This window comes from Bacillus sp. GMs2/2 (assembly GCF_050172095.1).
In the GTDB taxonomy this organism is placed as follows: Bacteria; Bacillota; Bacilli; order Bacillales; family Bacillaceae_G; genus Bacillus_A; species Bacillus_A cereus.
Genome location: NZ_JBNLYE010000089.1, coordinates 1 through 15,437 on the forward strand (window position 1 = coordinate 1; position 15,437 = coordinate 15,437).

Consider the following 15,437-nt stretch of genomic DNA (forward strand, 5'->3'; position numbering starts at 1 on the left):
CATATAAAGAAAAGAACGAAACAAGTTGTTTCGTATTTTTTTATTTGTTTTAACAAAAAACTAATAAAGACAGTCAAACTATCCTTAGGACAACTCCTAAGGACTTTTTTATATATTCAAAACCTGTATAATAAAGAGCAGAGAACATTGTGAGTAAAGTAGGTGAAGTCTGTGAGTAAATATGAAGTAACAACAAAATCTTCTGAGGAAACACAAAGGTTATCAGAAAAACTAGGTGAGCTCGTAGAGGCACAAGATGTAATTATTTTAGAAGGAGATCTTGGAGCTGGTAAGACGACTTTTACAAAGGGACTAGCAAAAGGTCTTGGAGTGAAAAGAGTTGTAAATAGTCCTACCTTTAATATCATTAAAGAATATAAAGGTAGGTTACCGCTATATCATATGGACGTGTATCGCTTAGCAGAAAGTGAAGAGGACTTAGGCTTTGATGAATATTTCTACGGTGAAGGAATTACGGTAGTAGAATGGGCTCATTTAATAGAGGCATATTTACCAAATGAAAAGTTACAAATTAGTTTATTCCATGCTGGAGATGACACAAGAAAAATTATACTCGAGCCAATTGGAGATCGCTATATTAGATTATGTGAGGAGCTATTACAAGATGAAAGTACTAGCAATTGATACTTCAAATTACGTAATGAGTGTATCCCTTATTGAGGAAGGAAACGTAATTGGGGAAATCATTACAAATTTAACAAAAAACCATTCTGTACGTCTTATGCCAGCTGTAGAGAAACTGTTAAAAGAGTGTGGCGTAAAACCGAAGGAATTAACTAAAATCGTTGTAGCTGCTGGACCTGGATCCTATACAGGTGTTCGCATAGGCGTGACAGCGGCGAAAACATTAGCTTGGTCACTTCAAATACCAATTGTAGGTGTATCAAGTTTAGAGGTAGTAGCTGCAAACGGTGCTAACTTTAACGGGTTAATTTGTCCTTTATTTGATGGAAGACGTGGGCAAATTTATACTGGGTTATATACATATAAAGGAGAGCAGTTAACTTCAATAGAAGAAGACCGAATTATTCTTATTGTGGACTGGTTGCAAATGTTAAAAGATAAAGGACAGCCTGTTTTATTTATCGGTAACGATGTTAAATTGCATAAAGAAACAATTATAGAACATTTAGGTGATCAAGCTGTATTCGCTCCATTTACTAAAAATAACCCAAGACCAAGTGAGCTAGCATTCTTAGGATTACAAAAAGAAGAACAAGATGTGCATACGTTTGTTCCAAGCTATCTTCGTTTAGCTGAAGCTGAAACAAAGTGGTTAGAAAGTCAAAACAAGTAGGAGCTTGCAGAAGATGGATATGATATTTAGAAAGATGGAGCTTGATGATATTGCTCAAATTGTAGCTATTGAAGAAGCGTCTTTTTCAACTCCTTGGACTGCAGATGCCTTTCACCGTGAATTAACGATGAATGAACATGCACATTATATTGTGTTAGAAAAAGATGGTCGTGTAGTCGGGTATTGTGGATTGTGGATAATTATTGATGAATCACATATAACAAATATAGCTATTTTGCCAGAATACCGAGGTCAAAAGTTAGGAGATGCCCTATTGAAAGCAGTTATTTCTGAAGCGAAAGAACTAGGGGTAAAAACAATGACACTTGAAGTACGTGTATCAAATGAAGTAGCAAAGCAGTTATACAGAAAATACGGATTTCAAAATGGTGGGATTCGTAAACGATACTATGCAGACAATCAGGAAGATGGTCTCGTAATGTGGGTGAATATATAATGGAAAAAAATACGATTATACTTGGTATTGAAACAAGTTGTGATGAAACAGCAGTAGCAGTTGTTAAAAATGGAACGGAAATTATTGCGAATGTCGTTGCATCACAAATTGAAAGTCATAAACGTTTTGGCGGCGTTGTACCAGAGATTGCATCCCGTCATCATGTAGAAGAAATTACAGTTGTGTTAGAAGAAGCTTTAAAGGAAGCAAACATCACATTTGATGATATTGATGCAATTGCTGTAACAGAAGGTCCTGGTTTAGTAGGAGCACTTCTAATTGGAGTAAATGCAGCGAAGGCAGTAGCGTTTGCACATGATATTCCGTTAGTCGGTGTTCATCATATTGCTGGTCATATTTATGCGAACCGTTTAGTAAAAGAAGTTCAATTCCCGTTATTATCACTTGTTGTATCTGGTGGGCATACAGAACTTGTTTATATGAAAGAACATGGTTCATTCGAAGTAATTGGTGAAACACGAGACGATGCAGCTGGAGAAGCATATGATAAAGTAGCTCGTACGTTATCTATGCCATATCCAGGTGGTCCTCATATTGATCGCCTTGCACATGAAGGAGAACCGACAATTGATTTGCCTCGTGCATGGCTAGAACCGGATTCATATGATTTTAGCTTTAGTGGATTGAAATCAGCAGTTATCAACACTGTGCATAACGCAAAACAGCGCGGTATAGAAATTGCGCCAGAAGATTTAGCGGCAAGTTTCCAAGAAAGTGTAATAGATGTACTTGTAACGAAAGCAGCTCGTGCAGCAGAAGCTTATAATGTAAAGCAATTACTTCTTGCTGGTGGAGTAGCTGCTAATAAAGGACTTCGTGCGCGATTAGAAGAGGAATTTGCACAAAAAGAAAACATTGAATTAATTATTCCGCCGCTATCTTTATGCACAGATAATGCAGCGATGATTGCAGCGGCAGGGACAATTGCTTATGAACAAGGTAAGCGTGCAACATTAGCCTTAAATGCAAATCCAGGATTAGATATTGAAGCATAGTTATGCACATAATTAACCACAGGTTGTGGATAAAACCCATATTGTCTGTTGATAATGTGGGTTTTATTGTGTATATAAAATGTTGATAACTTTTTTGTTGATTGTGGATAATGTGGAAAAGTTATTTTAAGGTTTATTTTATAAAGGTGGATATGTGTATAAAATTGTGGGTAAATAGGATGATGTCAGACCTTTAAATTTGTTCTTTTTCGGGAAATAAAAAGTAAGAAGATATCTCCGAAAAACATTTTGAAACATCCCCCTATTATAGAAGATGCTAATATTGTCAATTTTTGTCGTTAAATCGATATTTTGTGTCGAATTGTTAATATATATAGGGTTACAATAGATATATTTGAAAAATCGTTGGTATATTCTAAGTTACGATTGATATACTCAAAAATTGTTTCTGTATTAAAAGAAAAAAAGATGTCGCATAGTCAAAAATCCTGACTTATGAGACATCTTCCTTATTTAAATATGCTTATACATGCAGCTCTTCCCATTCTGCCATACAAGTTTCAAGTTGTTCTTGTAGCGTTTGCTTTTTAGTTGTAATTTCACTAGCTTTTTCATAATCTGCATATATTTCTGGTAAGCAAAGTTGATCTTCTAGCGTAGCAATTTCTTCTTCTAATTCTAATATACTTTGTTCTAGCTCTTCAATTTTTCTAGTGCGTTGACGCTCTAGTTTTTTACGCTCTTTTTCTTCTAAATAATTTAATTTCTCTTGTGCAACCACTTTTTGAACAGGGATGTCACTTTCTTGCTGTTCAAGTTCTGCACGTTCAATCATTTCATTTTTCTTTTCAACGTAGTAATCGTAATCCCCTAAATATTCCTGTGCACCTTCTGTTGATAACTCAACCACAGTCGTTGTTACACGGTTAATAAAGTAGCGGTCATGTGAGACGAATAGAAGAGTCCCTGGGTAATCAATTAAAGCATTCTCCAAAATCTCTTTACTATTTAAATCAAGGTGGTTCGTAGGCTCATCTAGAATTAACAAATTCGACTTTTGCATCATAAGTTTTGCAAGAGCTAATCGAGCTTTTTGTCCACCACTAAGAGAAGATACTGGTTTCAGTACATCATCTCCTGTGAATAAAAAATTCCCGAGTATAGTACGGATTTCTTTTTCAGGTTGCAGTGGATATTCATCCCATAATTCATTTAAAACCCGTTTAGAAGATGTTAAGTTTGCTTGTTCTTGATCATAATAACCAACAGATACATTTGATCCGAAAGAAACATCACCATTTAATAGTGGTAACTTATTCACAATAGACTTTAACAATGTGGATTTCCCAATTCCGTTTGGACCAACTAAAGCAACACTATCTCCGCGAGTTAAGCGCATAGTTACATGTTCAATTATAGGGTTCTCATCATAGCCGATGGTTGCATCATTTACTTGTAAAACATCATTTCCACTTTGCTTTTCAATATCGAAGTGGAATGATGCTGACTTAGAATCCCCTAATGGTCTCGTTAATAATTCCATTCTGTCTAGTTGTTTACGACGACTTTGAGCACGTTTCGTTGTAGAAGCGCGAGCTATATTCTTTTGAACGAAGTCCTCAAGTTTTGCGATTTCATCTTGTTGTTTTTCGTAACGTTTCATTTCTTGCTCATATAATGCTGATTTTAAGTCTAAATATTTACTGTAGTTACCAACAAATCGTCTGCTTTCTTTATTCGAAATTTCATATACTTGTGTAACGAGTTTGTCTAAGAAATAACGGTCATGTGAAACGATTAATATTGCGCCAGGATAACCTTGTAAATATTGCTCAAGCCACGTTAATGTTTCGATGTCTAAATGGTTTGTAGGCTCATCCAAAATAAGTAAGTCTGGTTTTGTTAATAATAATTTCCCGAGAGCTAATCTTGTTTTTTGTCCGCCGCTTAAAGTAGAGATCGTCGTCTGGTGCGTTTCAACTGGGAAGCCAAGGCCGCTTAAAATGGAGCGAATATCCGCTTCATATTGATATCCACCTTGATCTTTATAATTGAGTTGCAATTGGTCATAATCAGCTAACAATCTTTCATATGTAGCTTCGTTTGAAAAGTTTTCTTCTTTTCCCATTTCTTGCTCAAGCCTTCGAAGTTTTGTCTCCATTTGCTGTAAGTGGGTAAAGACGGTTAGCATTTCATCCCAAATTGTTAAAGACGTTTCTAGTCCAGTATTTTGAGCTAAATATCCGATTGAGACATCTTTCGGTTTTATAATTTCGCCACCATCATGAGATAATTCACCAGCGATAATTTTTAATAATGTAGATTTGCCTGCTCCATTCCTTCCAACTAATGCGATACGATCTTTTGTTTGTACTTCCAATTTTATGTTTGCAAGAATCGTTTCTGCACCGTATAATTTCGAAAGCGCGTTTACTTGTAATAAAATCAATGTTTTCACCTCAAATAATTTCTTAACTTTGCCATGTTTATATTTCTCAATCATACTAAAAATAGTGTATAGTTTAAAATAAAGAGAGAATACTTCTTCTCTTTATTATACAAGGAATTTAATGAGTGCTAAACTTCTGTATTTGGTTAAAGTATATGAATAAAGATAGGAAGAGAGGAGAGGTCATATGGATCAGCAAAAGATTCCACAAGCCACTGCTAAAAGATTGCCTCTATACTATCGATTTATCCAAAACTTATCTCTTTCTGGTAAGCAGCGTGTTTCATCGGCCGAATTGAGTGAGGCAGTAAAAGTAGATTCCGCAACAATACGAAGAGATTTTTCGTATTTTGGAGCGTTAGGGAAAAAGGGATATGGATATAACGTAAATTATTTATTATCATTTTTCCGCGAAACACTTGATCAAGATGATATAACACGTGTAGCACTTATTGGAGTAGGTAATTTAGGGACCGCTTTCTTACATTATAATTTCACGAAAAACAATAATACAAAAATTGAAATGGCATTTGATGTTAGTGAAGAGAAAGTTGGAACAGAAATCGGGGGCATTCCTGTATATCATTTAGATGAATTAGAAGAGAGATTATCAAATGATATACAAGTGGCAATATTAACAGTACCGGCTACAGTAGCACAAGCTGTAGCAGATAGATTAGCTGAAACGAGCGTGCATGGTATTTTGAATTTCACACCAGCGCGATTAAACGTATCAGAGAATATTAGAATTCATCATATTGACTTAGCTGTAGAGTTACAAACATTAGTTTACTTTTTGAAAAACTATCCACAATAAAACGCAGAGGAAGCGACCTCTGCGTTTTATTATTGTTTCTTCTTTGTGAATTTAATTAATATAAGGCGAAGTGCCAAATTAAAATCAATTGTTGCCATAACTGCAAATAGTATTGTCCACATATTCCAGATTGTATCTGTCACGTTCGTAATGGCGAAGCGTGTAAAGATACATCCAAGAAGGAAGTATAGTGCAGCCATGAACAATGGTGAGTTTCTCATACAAAAAATCCTCCGATAAAGCCTTGCATTTTTTCAGCTTCTTTAATCATTTCTTGAATTTGTTCATTGCTCATAAAAATTTGCCCAATAGCGACCAATGTATTCATCGCAACATGAGCTGCAATCGGAACGATAATCCGTTTCGTCTTCACATATAAGAAGGCGAATACGAGCCCCATAGCAGTGTATACCAATAAATGAGTAAAATCAAAATGAATTGCTGCAAATACAAGCGAACTAATGATAGCTGCGATAAAGAAGTTAAACTTCTTATAAAGTGCACCAAATAAAATTTTTCTAAATACGATTTCTTCTAAGATAGGTCCAATTATAGATACAACAATAAGGAACCAAGGGGTCGTTCTTGCAATCTCCATCAGTTTCATTGTATTTTCTGAACCTTGTTTAATTCCTAGCAGCTGCATCTCGATCATACCGGCAACTATTTGTGAAAAGAAAGCTAAGAAGAACCCGATGAAAATCCATCCAATAGTAGCTGGAGCAGAAGAGCGCTTTGGATCTAAATGCCTGTCACGAATATCTGTTCTAAGTAACCAAAGTACGATACATAATGCAACAAAGAAGCTAATAATTGCCCAGTGTCCCGTTATGATTTGTCCTTTTTCCTCAATGGTAAATCCTCTATTATCGTAGAGTCCTGTTTTTAGGAGAAGTGGTAATCCAACAACGCCGGATAACTGCATTAAAATGTATGTAACGATAATCCACCAGTATTGTTTCTTCAAATGGTTTAACCATCCTTTCTAACTATAGTGTATGAGATAAGTTAGGATAACATGTAAATATGCTACCTACGATATAAACCTCACTTGAATTATGTTTTTTTCGTAAATCCTTATTTGAAATTATAATAGAAGACAGGAGAAAGTTGTGTGTGTAGCGAAAACAACTTAGGGTGTCCTTTCATATTGTAACATACGAGCAGTGGAAACAACGATTCATATAGTAAAGGCAGTATTCTATATAGAAAGTTTATATAGTGATTTGCGAAAAAATTATGATTTTTTTACTTGCAAAAGAAATTGAGATTATTTATTATTATAAGTGTGTTAGCACTCGGGTGACTTGAGTGCTAATAAAAGAAATTTACATAACAAAATGAGGAGGTTATTGTTCATGCTAAAGCCATTAGGTGATCGCGTTGTAATTGAGCTTGTTCAAGCAGAAGAAAAAACAGCAAGTGGTATCGTATTACCAGATACTGCAAAAGAAAAACCACAAGAGGGTAAAGTTGTTGCAGTAGGTACTGGTCGAGTGCTTGAGAATGGTGAGCGTGTTGCTTTAGAGGTAGCAGCAGGTGATCTTATCATCTTCTCAAAATATGCAGGTACTGAAGTGAAATATGAAGGTACAGACTACTTGATTTTACGTGAAAGTGACATTTTAGCAGTTATCGGTTAATTATATAAATCTTAAAAAATCCAAGGGGGTCAATTATTATGGCAAAAGATATTAAATTTAGTGAAGAAGCACGTCGTTCGATGCTTCGCGGTGTCGACACTCTTGCAAATGCAGTAAAAGTAACGCTTGGACCAAAAGGTCGTAACGTTGTACTTGAGAAAAAATTTGGTTCACCACTTATTACAAATGATGGTGTAACAATCGCAAAAGAAATCGAATTAGAAGATGCATTCGAAAACATGGGTGCGAAATTAGTAGCAGAAGTTGCTAGCAAAACAAATGACGTAGCTGGTGACGGAACAACAACTGCAACTGTATTAGCGCAAGCTATGATTCGTGAAGGTCTTAAAAACGTAACAGCTGGTGCGAACCCAATGGGTCTTCGTAAAGGTATCGAAAAAGCTGTTACTGCTGCAATTGAAGAATTAAAAACGATTTCTAAACCAATCGAAGGTAAATCTTCTATCGCACAAGTAGCTGCTATTTCTGCTGCTGACGAAGAAGTAGGTCAATTAATCGCTGAAGCAATGGAGCGCGTTGGTAACGACGGCGTTATTACTTTAGAAGAATCTAAAGGCTTCACAACAGAATTAGACGTAGTAGAAGGTATGCAATTTGATCGTGGATATGCATCTCCTTACATGATTACTGATTCTGACAAAATGGAAGCAGTTCTTGATAACCCATACATCTTAATCACTGATAAAAAGATTTCTAACATTCAAGAAATCTTACCAGTATTAGAGCAAGTGGTACAACAAGGTAAACCACTTCTTATCATTGCTGAAGATGTAGAAGGCGAAGCGTTAGCTACATTAGTAGTGAACAAACTTCGTGGTACATTCAATGTAGTAGCTGTTAAAGCTCCTGGATTTGGTGACCGTCGTAAAGCAATGCTAGAAGATATCGCGATCTTAACTGGTGGCGAAGTAATCACTGAAGAATTAGGCCGTGACTTAAAATCTGCTACAGTTGAATCTTTAGGACGCGCTGGTAAAGTTGTTGTAACGAAAGAAAACACAACTGTAGTTGAAGGTGTAGGAAGCACAGAACAAATCGAAGCTCGCATCGGTCAAATCCGTGCGCAATTAGAAGAAACAACTTCTGAATTCGATCGTGAAAAATTACAAGAGCGTCTTGCAAAACTTGCAGGTGGCGTAGCGGTAATTAAAGTAGGTGCAGCAACTGAAACTGAGTTGAAAGAACGCAAACTTCGCATTGAAGATGCACTTAACTCAACTCGTGCAGCAGTAGAAGAAGGTATCGTTGCAGGTGGTGGTACTTCACTTATGAACGTATACACAAAAGTAGCTTCTATCGTAGCTGAAGGCGACGAAGCAACAGGTATCAACATCGTACTTCGCGCACTAGAAGAGCCAGTTCGTCAAATCGCAATCAACGCTGGTCTAGAAGGATCTGTAGTTGTAGAGCGTCTAAAAGGCGAAAAAGTAGGCGTTGGTTTCAACGCAGCTACTGGCGAATGGGTTAACATGCTTGAGTCTGGTATCGTAGATCCAGCTAAAGTAACTCGTTCTGCACTTCAAAACGCAGCATCTGTTGCAGCTATGTTCTTAACAACTGAAGCTGTAGTAGCTGACAAGCCAGAACCAAATGCACCAGCAATGCCTGACATGGGCGGCATGGGCATGGGCGGTATGGGCGGAATGATGTAATTCCGTTTGCCCTAAAAAACATCCATTTCTATATAGAAATGGATGTTTTTTTATGTTTTTTAGAAAAGGAAATGAATTTCTGTAGAATTTTGTCGCTTTCTCTCTTGACCATATTGATATTTCATTGTTAGAATCTAGGAAGATAATATAAAACGATCCTTCATATATCCTCAATGATATGGTTTGAGAGTCTCTACCGGGTTACCGCAAACAACCTGACTATGAAGGCAGTGTGTCTTATATTTATAAAGAGCGGAGACTATCTTTCTTTATAAAGCCAGACCCCTGCCTTTTCTTTGTTATGAGACTAGAGGCGGAGGACTGGCTTTTTTTATTATATTGGTAATGCTTTTCGCCAAATTGGTGAAAATATTTATATACGAGAACTAACGTTGGGGTGATTATTTTGAAGAAACAACACGATACAATTATCGTTTTAGATTTTGGAAGTCAATACAATCAGTTAATAGCACGTCGAATTCGTGAGTTCGGTGTATACAGTGAACTTCATCCACATACAATTACTGCAGAAGAAATTAAAGCAATGAATCCAAAAGGGATTATTTTCTCTGGTGGACCAAATAGCGTATACGGTGAAGGTGCATTACATTGTGATGAAAAAATCTTTGAACTAGGTTTACCAATCTTCGGTATTTGTTACGGTATGCAGCTTATGACGCAACACTTCGGTGGTAAAGTAGAGCGTGCAAATCACCGTGAGTACGGAAAGGCTGTTCTTAAAGTAGAGAACGAATCAAAATTATATGCGAACCTTCCAGAAGAGCAAGTTGTATGGATGAGCCATGGTGACTTAGTAACTGGTTTACCTGAAGGATTCGTAGTAGACGCAACAAGTGAGTCTTGCCCAATTGCTGGTATGAGCAATGAAGCGAAAAACTTATACGGTGTACAATTCCACCCAGAAGTACGTCACTCTGAGCACGGTAACGATTTAATTAAAAACTTCGTATTCGGCGTATGTGGTTGTTCTGAAGGATGGAACATGGAGAACTTTATCGAAGTAGAATTAGAAAAAATTCGTGAAACTGTTGGAGACAAAAAAGTACTATGCGCACTTAGTGGCGGTGTAGACTCTTCTGTTGTAGCAGTATTAATTCATAAAGCAATCGGCGATCAATTAACTTGTATTTTCGTTGACCACGGCTTACTGCGTAAAGGCGAAGCAGAAGGCGTTATGAAAACATTTAGCGAAGGCTTCCACATGAACGTTATTAAAGTGGATGCAAAAGAACGCTTCATGAACAAGTTAAAAGGTGTAGAAGATCCAGAACAAAAACGTAAAATCATCGGTAACGAATTCATTTACGTATTTGATGATGAAGCGTCTAAATTACAAGGTATGGACTTTTTAGCACAAGGTACACTTTACACAGACATCGTTGAAAGTGGTACAGCAACTGCACAAACAATTAAATCTCACCACAACGTTGGTGGACTTCCAGAAGACATGCAGTTCAAATTAATTGAGCCTTTAAACACGTTATTTAAAGACGAAGTACGTGTATTAGGATCTGAACTAGGAATTCCTGATGAAATCGTATGGCGTCAACCATTCCCAGGACCGGGTCTTGGTATTCGTGTATTAGGTGAAATTACAGAAGAGAAATTAGAAATCGTTCGTGAATCTGATGCGATTTTACGTGAAGAAATTATTAAAGCGGGCTTAGACCGTGAAATCTGGCAATACTTCACTGCACTTCCTGGTATGCGTAGCGTAGGTGTTATGGGTGACGAGCGTACTTACGATTACACAGTAGGTATCCGTGCAGTAACATCTATCGACGGTATGACAGCTGACTGGGCACGTATCCCTTGGGACGTATTAGAGAAAATCTCTGTACGTATCGTAAACGAAGTAAAACACGTTAACCGTATCGTGTATGATGTAACGAGTAAGCCACCAGCAACTATTGAGTGGGAATAGTATTTATAAAAAGGTCCATCTATTGCTTATGCATAGATGGATCTTTTTTATTTTGGCATTAATACGAACGAAAATATAAAAGTTTATGAAAATGTTCGTTTTTAAATTGACAAAACTACTTCGTCGAGTTAATATGATTATGTAATTCAAACGAAAAGTGAATATTATAGCCGTCGTATAATATCGGGGATATGGCCCGAAAGTTTCTACCTAGCTACCGTAAATGGCTTGACTACGAGGCGTTTGTATAAAGATGAGGGGAAACTTGTCTTTGTTTATAGAACGCTTCCATGTATATATGCAATGGGAGCCTTTTTTATTTCTCGGGATAAAAGAGGGCTAGGGTGAAATACGGCGAGTAATCATATAACGGGGGAAACATAGGATGAAACGCTATTTTCAGTTTGATGAGCTCGGTACGAATTATAAGACTGAGTTCATAGCAGGGTTAACGACATTTCTATCTATGGCTTACGTACTATTTGTCAATCCTGCTACGCTGTCGCTTGGAAATGTTAAAGGGTTACCAGCAGGTACAGGGATGGATCCAGGTGCAGTATTCGTTGCTACGGCATTAGCGGCAGCGATCGGTTCGTTAATTATGGGTATTTTCGCGAAGTATCCAATTGCTTTAGCGCCAGGTATGGGAATTAACGCGTTCTTTGCTTATACAGCAGTGTTAACGATGGGTATTCCGTGGCAAACGGCCATTGCCGGAACATTAATGTCAGGTATTATCTTTATTATTCTTACTGCTTCAGGTATTCGTGAAAAAATCATTAATGCAATTCCATCGGAGTTAAAGTTTGCAGTAGCAGCAGGTATTGGATTGTTCATTGCTTTCCTTGGATTCCAAAATGCCGGAATTATCGTGAAAAATGATGCGGTTCTTGTTGGGTTGGGGGACTTAACAAAGGGCACAACGTTACTAGCAATCTTCGGGGTTGTTACTACGATCATCTTCATGATTAAGAAAGTTAATGGTGCAGTATTCTACGGTATGATTCTTACAGCGATCTTAGGAGTTGCAACAGGATTAATTGATACTCCGAAAGCTGTGGTGGGAGCAATACCGAGTCTAGAACCAACGTTCGGCGTGGCGTTAACGCACTTCGGAGATATTTTTACAGTTCAAATGGGGATTGTTATTATAACGTTCTTCTTTATCGATTTCTTTGATACAGCAGGTACGCTTGTAGCGGTTGCAAATCAAGCAGGATTAATGAAGAACAATAAATTACCACGTGCAGGAAAAGCGTTATTTGCAGATGCGATTGCAACTGTAATTGGTGCGATTTTAGGTACATCAACAACAACGTCTTACATTGAATCGTCTGCAGGGGTAGCAGCAGGAGGACGTTCTGGATTTACAGCAGTTGTAACAGCAGGATTCTTCTTACTGGCACTATTCTTCTCGCCATTACTAAGTGTTGTAACGCCAGCTGTAACGGCACCGGCTTTAATTATTGTAGGAATCTTGATGGTTTCTTCCTTAGGGGAAATTGATTGGAAGAAATTCGAGATTGCAGTACCAGCATTCTTTACAATTATCTCTATGCCACTTACGTATAGTATCGCAACTGGGATTGCGATTGGATTTATCTTCTATCCAATTACAATGGTTGTGAGTGGTCGTCGTAAAGAGGTTCATCCAATTATGTATGTTATGGGAGTTTTATTCGTACTATATTTCATCTATGTTCGTAAATAAAAGGGGTTTTTAAAGGTCTAGACTTAAGGGGAGTCTAGACCTTTTTTGCGTCTTCAGAAAATCTTAAGGATTTCCGAGCGTTTTTCTTCAGAAGTTTTCCTATAATAGAAGTTAGGGATTAAAAAAGTGATGGGGGAGATATTGTGGCACACGAAACAATACTTGTCGTAGATGATGAAAAAGAAATTCGGAATTTAATTACAATCTATTTAAAGAATGAAGGATATAAAGTATTACAAGCAGGAGACGGAGAAGAAGGATTACGTCTATTGGAAGAAAATGAAGTACATCTAGTCGTATTAGATATTATGATGCCGAAAGTGGATGGTATTCATATGTGTATGAAGGTAAGGGAAGCGAAAGAAATGCCTATTATTATGCTTTCTGCCAAAACGCAAGATATGGATAAGATTTTAGGGTTAACAACGGGTGCAGATGATTATGTAACGAAACCATTTAATCCATTAGAGTTAATTGCACGAATTAAATCTCAGTTACGCCGTTATATGAAAATGAATGGTTTCGCTGTCCAAAATGAGGACGAGTTAGAAATTGGGGAGATGAAAATCAACATCTCGACCCATAAAGTTGTTGTAGAGGGAGAAGAAGTGAAACTAACTCCGAGGGAATTTTCAATTTTAGAATTGCTAGCTAGAAATCCAGGTATGGTGTTTAGTGCGGAGCAAATTTATGAAAAGGTGTGGAACGAACGATCTTTCCAGTCTGATAATACTGTAATGGTGCACATTCGGAAAGTGCGTGAAAAGATTGAGGAGAATCCAAGGAAACCTAGATATATAAAAACAGTATGGGGAGTGGGGTATAAGATTGAAAAAGATATTTAATCCGTTTACTTATATAAGGAAAATAAGAGAATTAATTGAGAAATTAGTAAAGAGCGTACGAAAGAGTATAAGGATTCAATTGATTACTACTTTTGCTGCTTGTGCGTTATTCGGAGTTTTGTCAGCGAAGGGAGCTGCGCCATTTTTTGAGAATGCGAATCGTCAAGCAACTATCGATTATCGGGCTGGTATGGAACAAATTAATCACCAAGCTCAAGGAGCGGCAAATAGTTCGGTTCATGAAAATAAATTAGAAGCTATATCAAATATGATCGAAATGGAGAACCAAAATTTAGAGCAAGGGTCTAGAGCTTTAAAGATATTGGTTACTGATGAAAGTGGTAAAGTTTTATATAAAACAAAGCAAGCGCAAGAAGAGCAAATCGATTTGCATAATACGATTCGTAATGCAGCATCATTTGCGATTAATTATACAGATGGTAGAAATGTATTTGAAAGTACAAGAAAAGAGTTTATATCTTTTTCACCTATTACTATTGAAGGAAAGAATTTGTACATGTTTGTTAGCGGAATTCCAGAGGGAGAGGTAATGTATGATACGAAAGAAGGGCCATTCCCGTTTTTAATTGGTGTTCTTGTATTCATTTTCTCTTTCTTCTATATAACAAAGAGAAAGATGAAGCAGATTGAAGCAATGGCGCAAGGTGTAAAGGAAATAGAAAGAGGCAACTTAGCGTACCGCATTGAGAAAAAAGGTGAAGATGAGATTGCAGCTTTAACTGAGAATATTAATAATATGGCAGAAGAGCTTATGAATAATATAGAAAAGGAACGTAAATTAGAGAAGCAAAAGAATGAGCTTATTACGAATGTATCTCACGATTTACGCACACCGCTGACTTCTATTATGGGCTACTTACGATTACTTCGAGATTCTAAATATGAAAATAAAGAACAACACGATGAGTATACGAGAATTGCTTTTGCAAAGTCGGAGCAGTTAAAAAATTTAATAGAAGATTTATTTGAGTATACGAAGTTAACAAATGAACAAGTTGTATTAGAAAAACAGGAAGTTTGTATGAATGAGCTACTCGAGCAATTAATAGAAGAGTTAGTACCGCAGGCGGAAGAACATGGACTTACGTTTGTTAAGAAGTTTCCTGAGGAACGTGCTTATGCATCGATTGATTCGGAAAAGATGGTTCGTGTATTTGATAATTTACTAATGAATGCGATTAAGTATAGTAAAGATGATGGAGAGATAAAAGTTTCTCTTCAAAGGCAGCGTAGGGATATACAAATTGTAATTGCGAATCATAGTGAAGAGTTTACGAGAGAAGAGTTAGCGAATTTGTTTGAACGTTTCTATAAGAAGGATCAATCTAGAAGTAGAGTAACGGAAGGCTCGGGACTCGGTTTAGCGATTGCGAAAAGTATTGTTGAGTTACAAGGTGGTAGTATTCGAGCGGAATATAGGGAAGGTACTATTCAATTTATCGTTTCGTTACCAACTATAGAAAAATAATAAATGAATAGAATGATATGTGATAAAAAAGGCTTATTTTAAAAGAAATAAGCCTTTTTATATTTTTTATAAAAACATATTGACGATTAGAGCTTAGAGGTGTAATATAGAAC

The 15,437-nt window shown here is 36.8% G+C and carries 14 protein-coding genes and 2 riboswitches; of the genes, 11 read left to right on the forward strand and 3 right to left on the reverse strand.

The window, feature by feature from the left end; all coding sequences use genetic code 11:
* Positions 1-171 precede the first annotated feature (171 nt).
* Genes tsaE through tsaD form a run of 4 tightly spaced genes read left to right on the forward strand, consistent with a single transcriptional unit; the run spans position 172 to position 2,791 of the window.
* Entirely contained in the window at positions 172-645 is a 474-nt protein-coding gene (tsaE, locus tag ACQGS6_RS13365) for a tRNA (adenosine(37)-N6)-threonylcarbamoyltransferase complex ATPase subunit type 1 TsaE (protein ID WP_000049642.1), read from the forward strand.
* A complete protein-coding gene (gene tsaB, locus ACQGS6_RS13370; RefSeq protein WP_426965216.1) occupies positions 626-1,318 on the forward strand; it encodes a tRNA (adenosine(37)-N6)-threonylcarbamoyltransferase complex dimerization subunit type 1 TsaB in 693 nt (230 codons plus the stop codon). The genes tsaE and tsaB overlap by 20 nt, the downstream gene beginning before the upstream one ends.
* A 13-nt stretch (positions 1,319-1,331) precedes the next feature.
* Complete coding sequence (gene rimI / locus ACQGS6_RS13375) at positions 1,332-1,775, forward strand: ribosomal protein S18-alanine N-acetyltransferase (protein WP_000367190.1); 444 nt, start codon at positions 1,332-1,334, stop codon at positions 1,773-1,775.
* Positions 1,775-2,791: a tRNA (adenosine(37)-N6)-threonylcarbamoyltransferase complex transferase subunit TsaD gene (tsaD, locus tag ACQGS6_RS13380; RefSeq protein ID WP_000414585.1), complete on the forward strand. Its 1,017-nt coding sequence runs from the start codon at positions 1,775-1,777 to the stop codon at positions 2,789-2,791. The genes rimI and tsaD overlap by 1 nt, the downstream gene beginning before the upstream one ends.
* Positions 2,792-3,275: 484 nt before the next feature.
* On the opposite strand, the gene ACQGS6_RS13385 is transcribed toward tsaD, so the two are convergent.
* Positions 3,276-5,201 carry an ABC-F family ATP-binding cassette domain-containing protein gene (locus ACQGS6_RS13385; protein WP_000602145.1) on the reverse strand — a complete coding sequence of 642 codons (1,926 nt, stop codon included), beginning with the start codon at positions 5,199-5,201 and terminating at the stop codon, positions 3,276-3,278.
* Positions 5,202-5,388: 187 nt separating this feature from the next.
* Here ACQGS6_RS13385 and ACQGS6_RS13390 point away from each other — a divergent pair, with 187 nt between their 5' ends.
* Entirely contained in the window at positions 5,389-6,018 is a 630-nt protein-coding gene (locus ACQGS6_RS13390; protein WP_000372699.1) for a redox-sensing transcriptional repressor Rex, read from the forward strand.
* Positions 6,019-6,047: 29 nt separating this feature from the next.
* Here the strand turns inward: ACQGS6_RS13390 and ACQGS6_RS13395 are convergent, their stop codons facing one another.
* Together ACQGS6_RS13395 and ACQGS6_RS13400 are read right to left on the reverse strand one after the other, a co-directional pair.
* A complete protein-coding gene (locus ACQGS6_RS13395) occupies positions 6,048-6,239 on the reverse strand; it encodes a YdiK family protein (RefSeq protein ID WP_001246200.1) in 192 nt (63 codons plus the stop codon).
* Positions 6,236-6,985 carry a CPBP family intramembrane glutamic endopeptidase gene (locus ACQGS6_RS13400; RefSeq protein WP_000745326.1) on the reverse strand — a complete coding sequence of 250 codons (750 nt, stop codon included), beginning with the start codon at positions 6,983-6,985 and terminating at the stop codon, positions 6,236-6,238. The genes ACQGS6_RS13395 and ACQGS6_RS13400 overlap by 4 nt, the downstream gene beginning before the upstream one ends.
* 391 nt (positions 6,986-7,376) lie before the next feature.
* On the opposite strand from ACQGS6_RS13400, the gene groES reads away from it, so the two are divergent.
* The 6 genes from groES to ACQGS6_RS13430 all read left to right on the forward strand — a co-directional run bounded on the left by groES (position 7,377) and on the right by ACQGS6_RS13430 (position 15,324).
* Positions 7,377-7,661 (forward strand): co-chaperone GroES, encoded by a 285-nt coding sequence (gene groES / locus ACQGS6_RS13405; protein ID WP_000917311.1) that lies wholly within the window; start codon positions 7,377-7,379, stop codon positions 7,659-7,661.
* A gap of 38 nt (positions 7,662-7,699) precedes the next feature.
* A complete protein-coding gene (gene groL, locus ACQGS6_RS13410) occupies positions 7,700-9,334 on the forward strand; it encodes a chaperonin GroEL (protein ID WP_001029993.1) in 1,635 nt (544 codons plus the stop codon).
* A gap of 140 nt (positions 9,335-9,474) precedes the next feature.
* Positions 9,475-9,576: riboswitch (purine riboswitch) on the forward strand.
* Between the two features lie 164 nt (positions 9,577-9,740).
* On the forward strand, positions 9,741-11,279 hold the full coding sequence (gene guaA, locus ACQGS6_RS13415) for a glutamine-hydrolyzing GMP synthase (RefSeq protein ID WP_000743906.1): 1,539 nt from the start codon (positions 9,741-9,743) through the stop codon (positions 11,277-11,279).
* Between the two features lie 153 nt (positions 11,280-11,432).
* A riboswitch (purine riboswitch) is annotated at positions 11,433-11,534 on the forward strand.
* A 130-nt stretch (positions 11,535-11,664) separates the two neighbouring features.
* Positions 11,665-12,990, forward strand: a complete 1,326-nt coding sequence (locus tag ACQGS6_RS13420; RefSeq protein ID WP_000833096.1) for an NCS2 family permease — start codon at positions 11,665-11,667, stop codon at positions 12,988-12,990.
* 143 nt (positions 12,991-13,133) lie between these two features.
* Positions 13,134-13,835, forward strand: coding sequence for a response regulator transcription factor (locus ACQGS6_RS13425; RefSeq protein ID WP_000929887.1), 702 nt, complete (start codon positions 13,134-13,136; stop codon positions 13,833-13,835).
* Positions 13,819-15,324 carry a sensor histidine kinase gene (locus tag ACQGS6_RS13430; RefSeq protein ID WP_000719206.1) on the forward strand — a complete coding sequence of 502 codons (1,506 nt, stop codon included), beginning with the start codon at positions 13,819-13,821 and terminating at the stop codon, positions 15,322-15,324. The genes ACQGS6_RS13425 and ACQGS6_RS13430 overlap by 17 nt, the downstream gene beginning before the upstream one ends.
* The last annotated feature ends 113 nt before the right edge of the window (positions 15,325-15,437 follow it).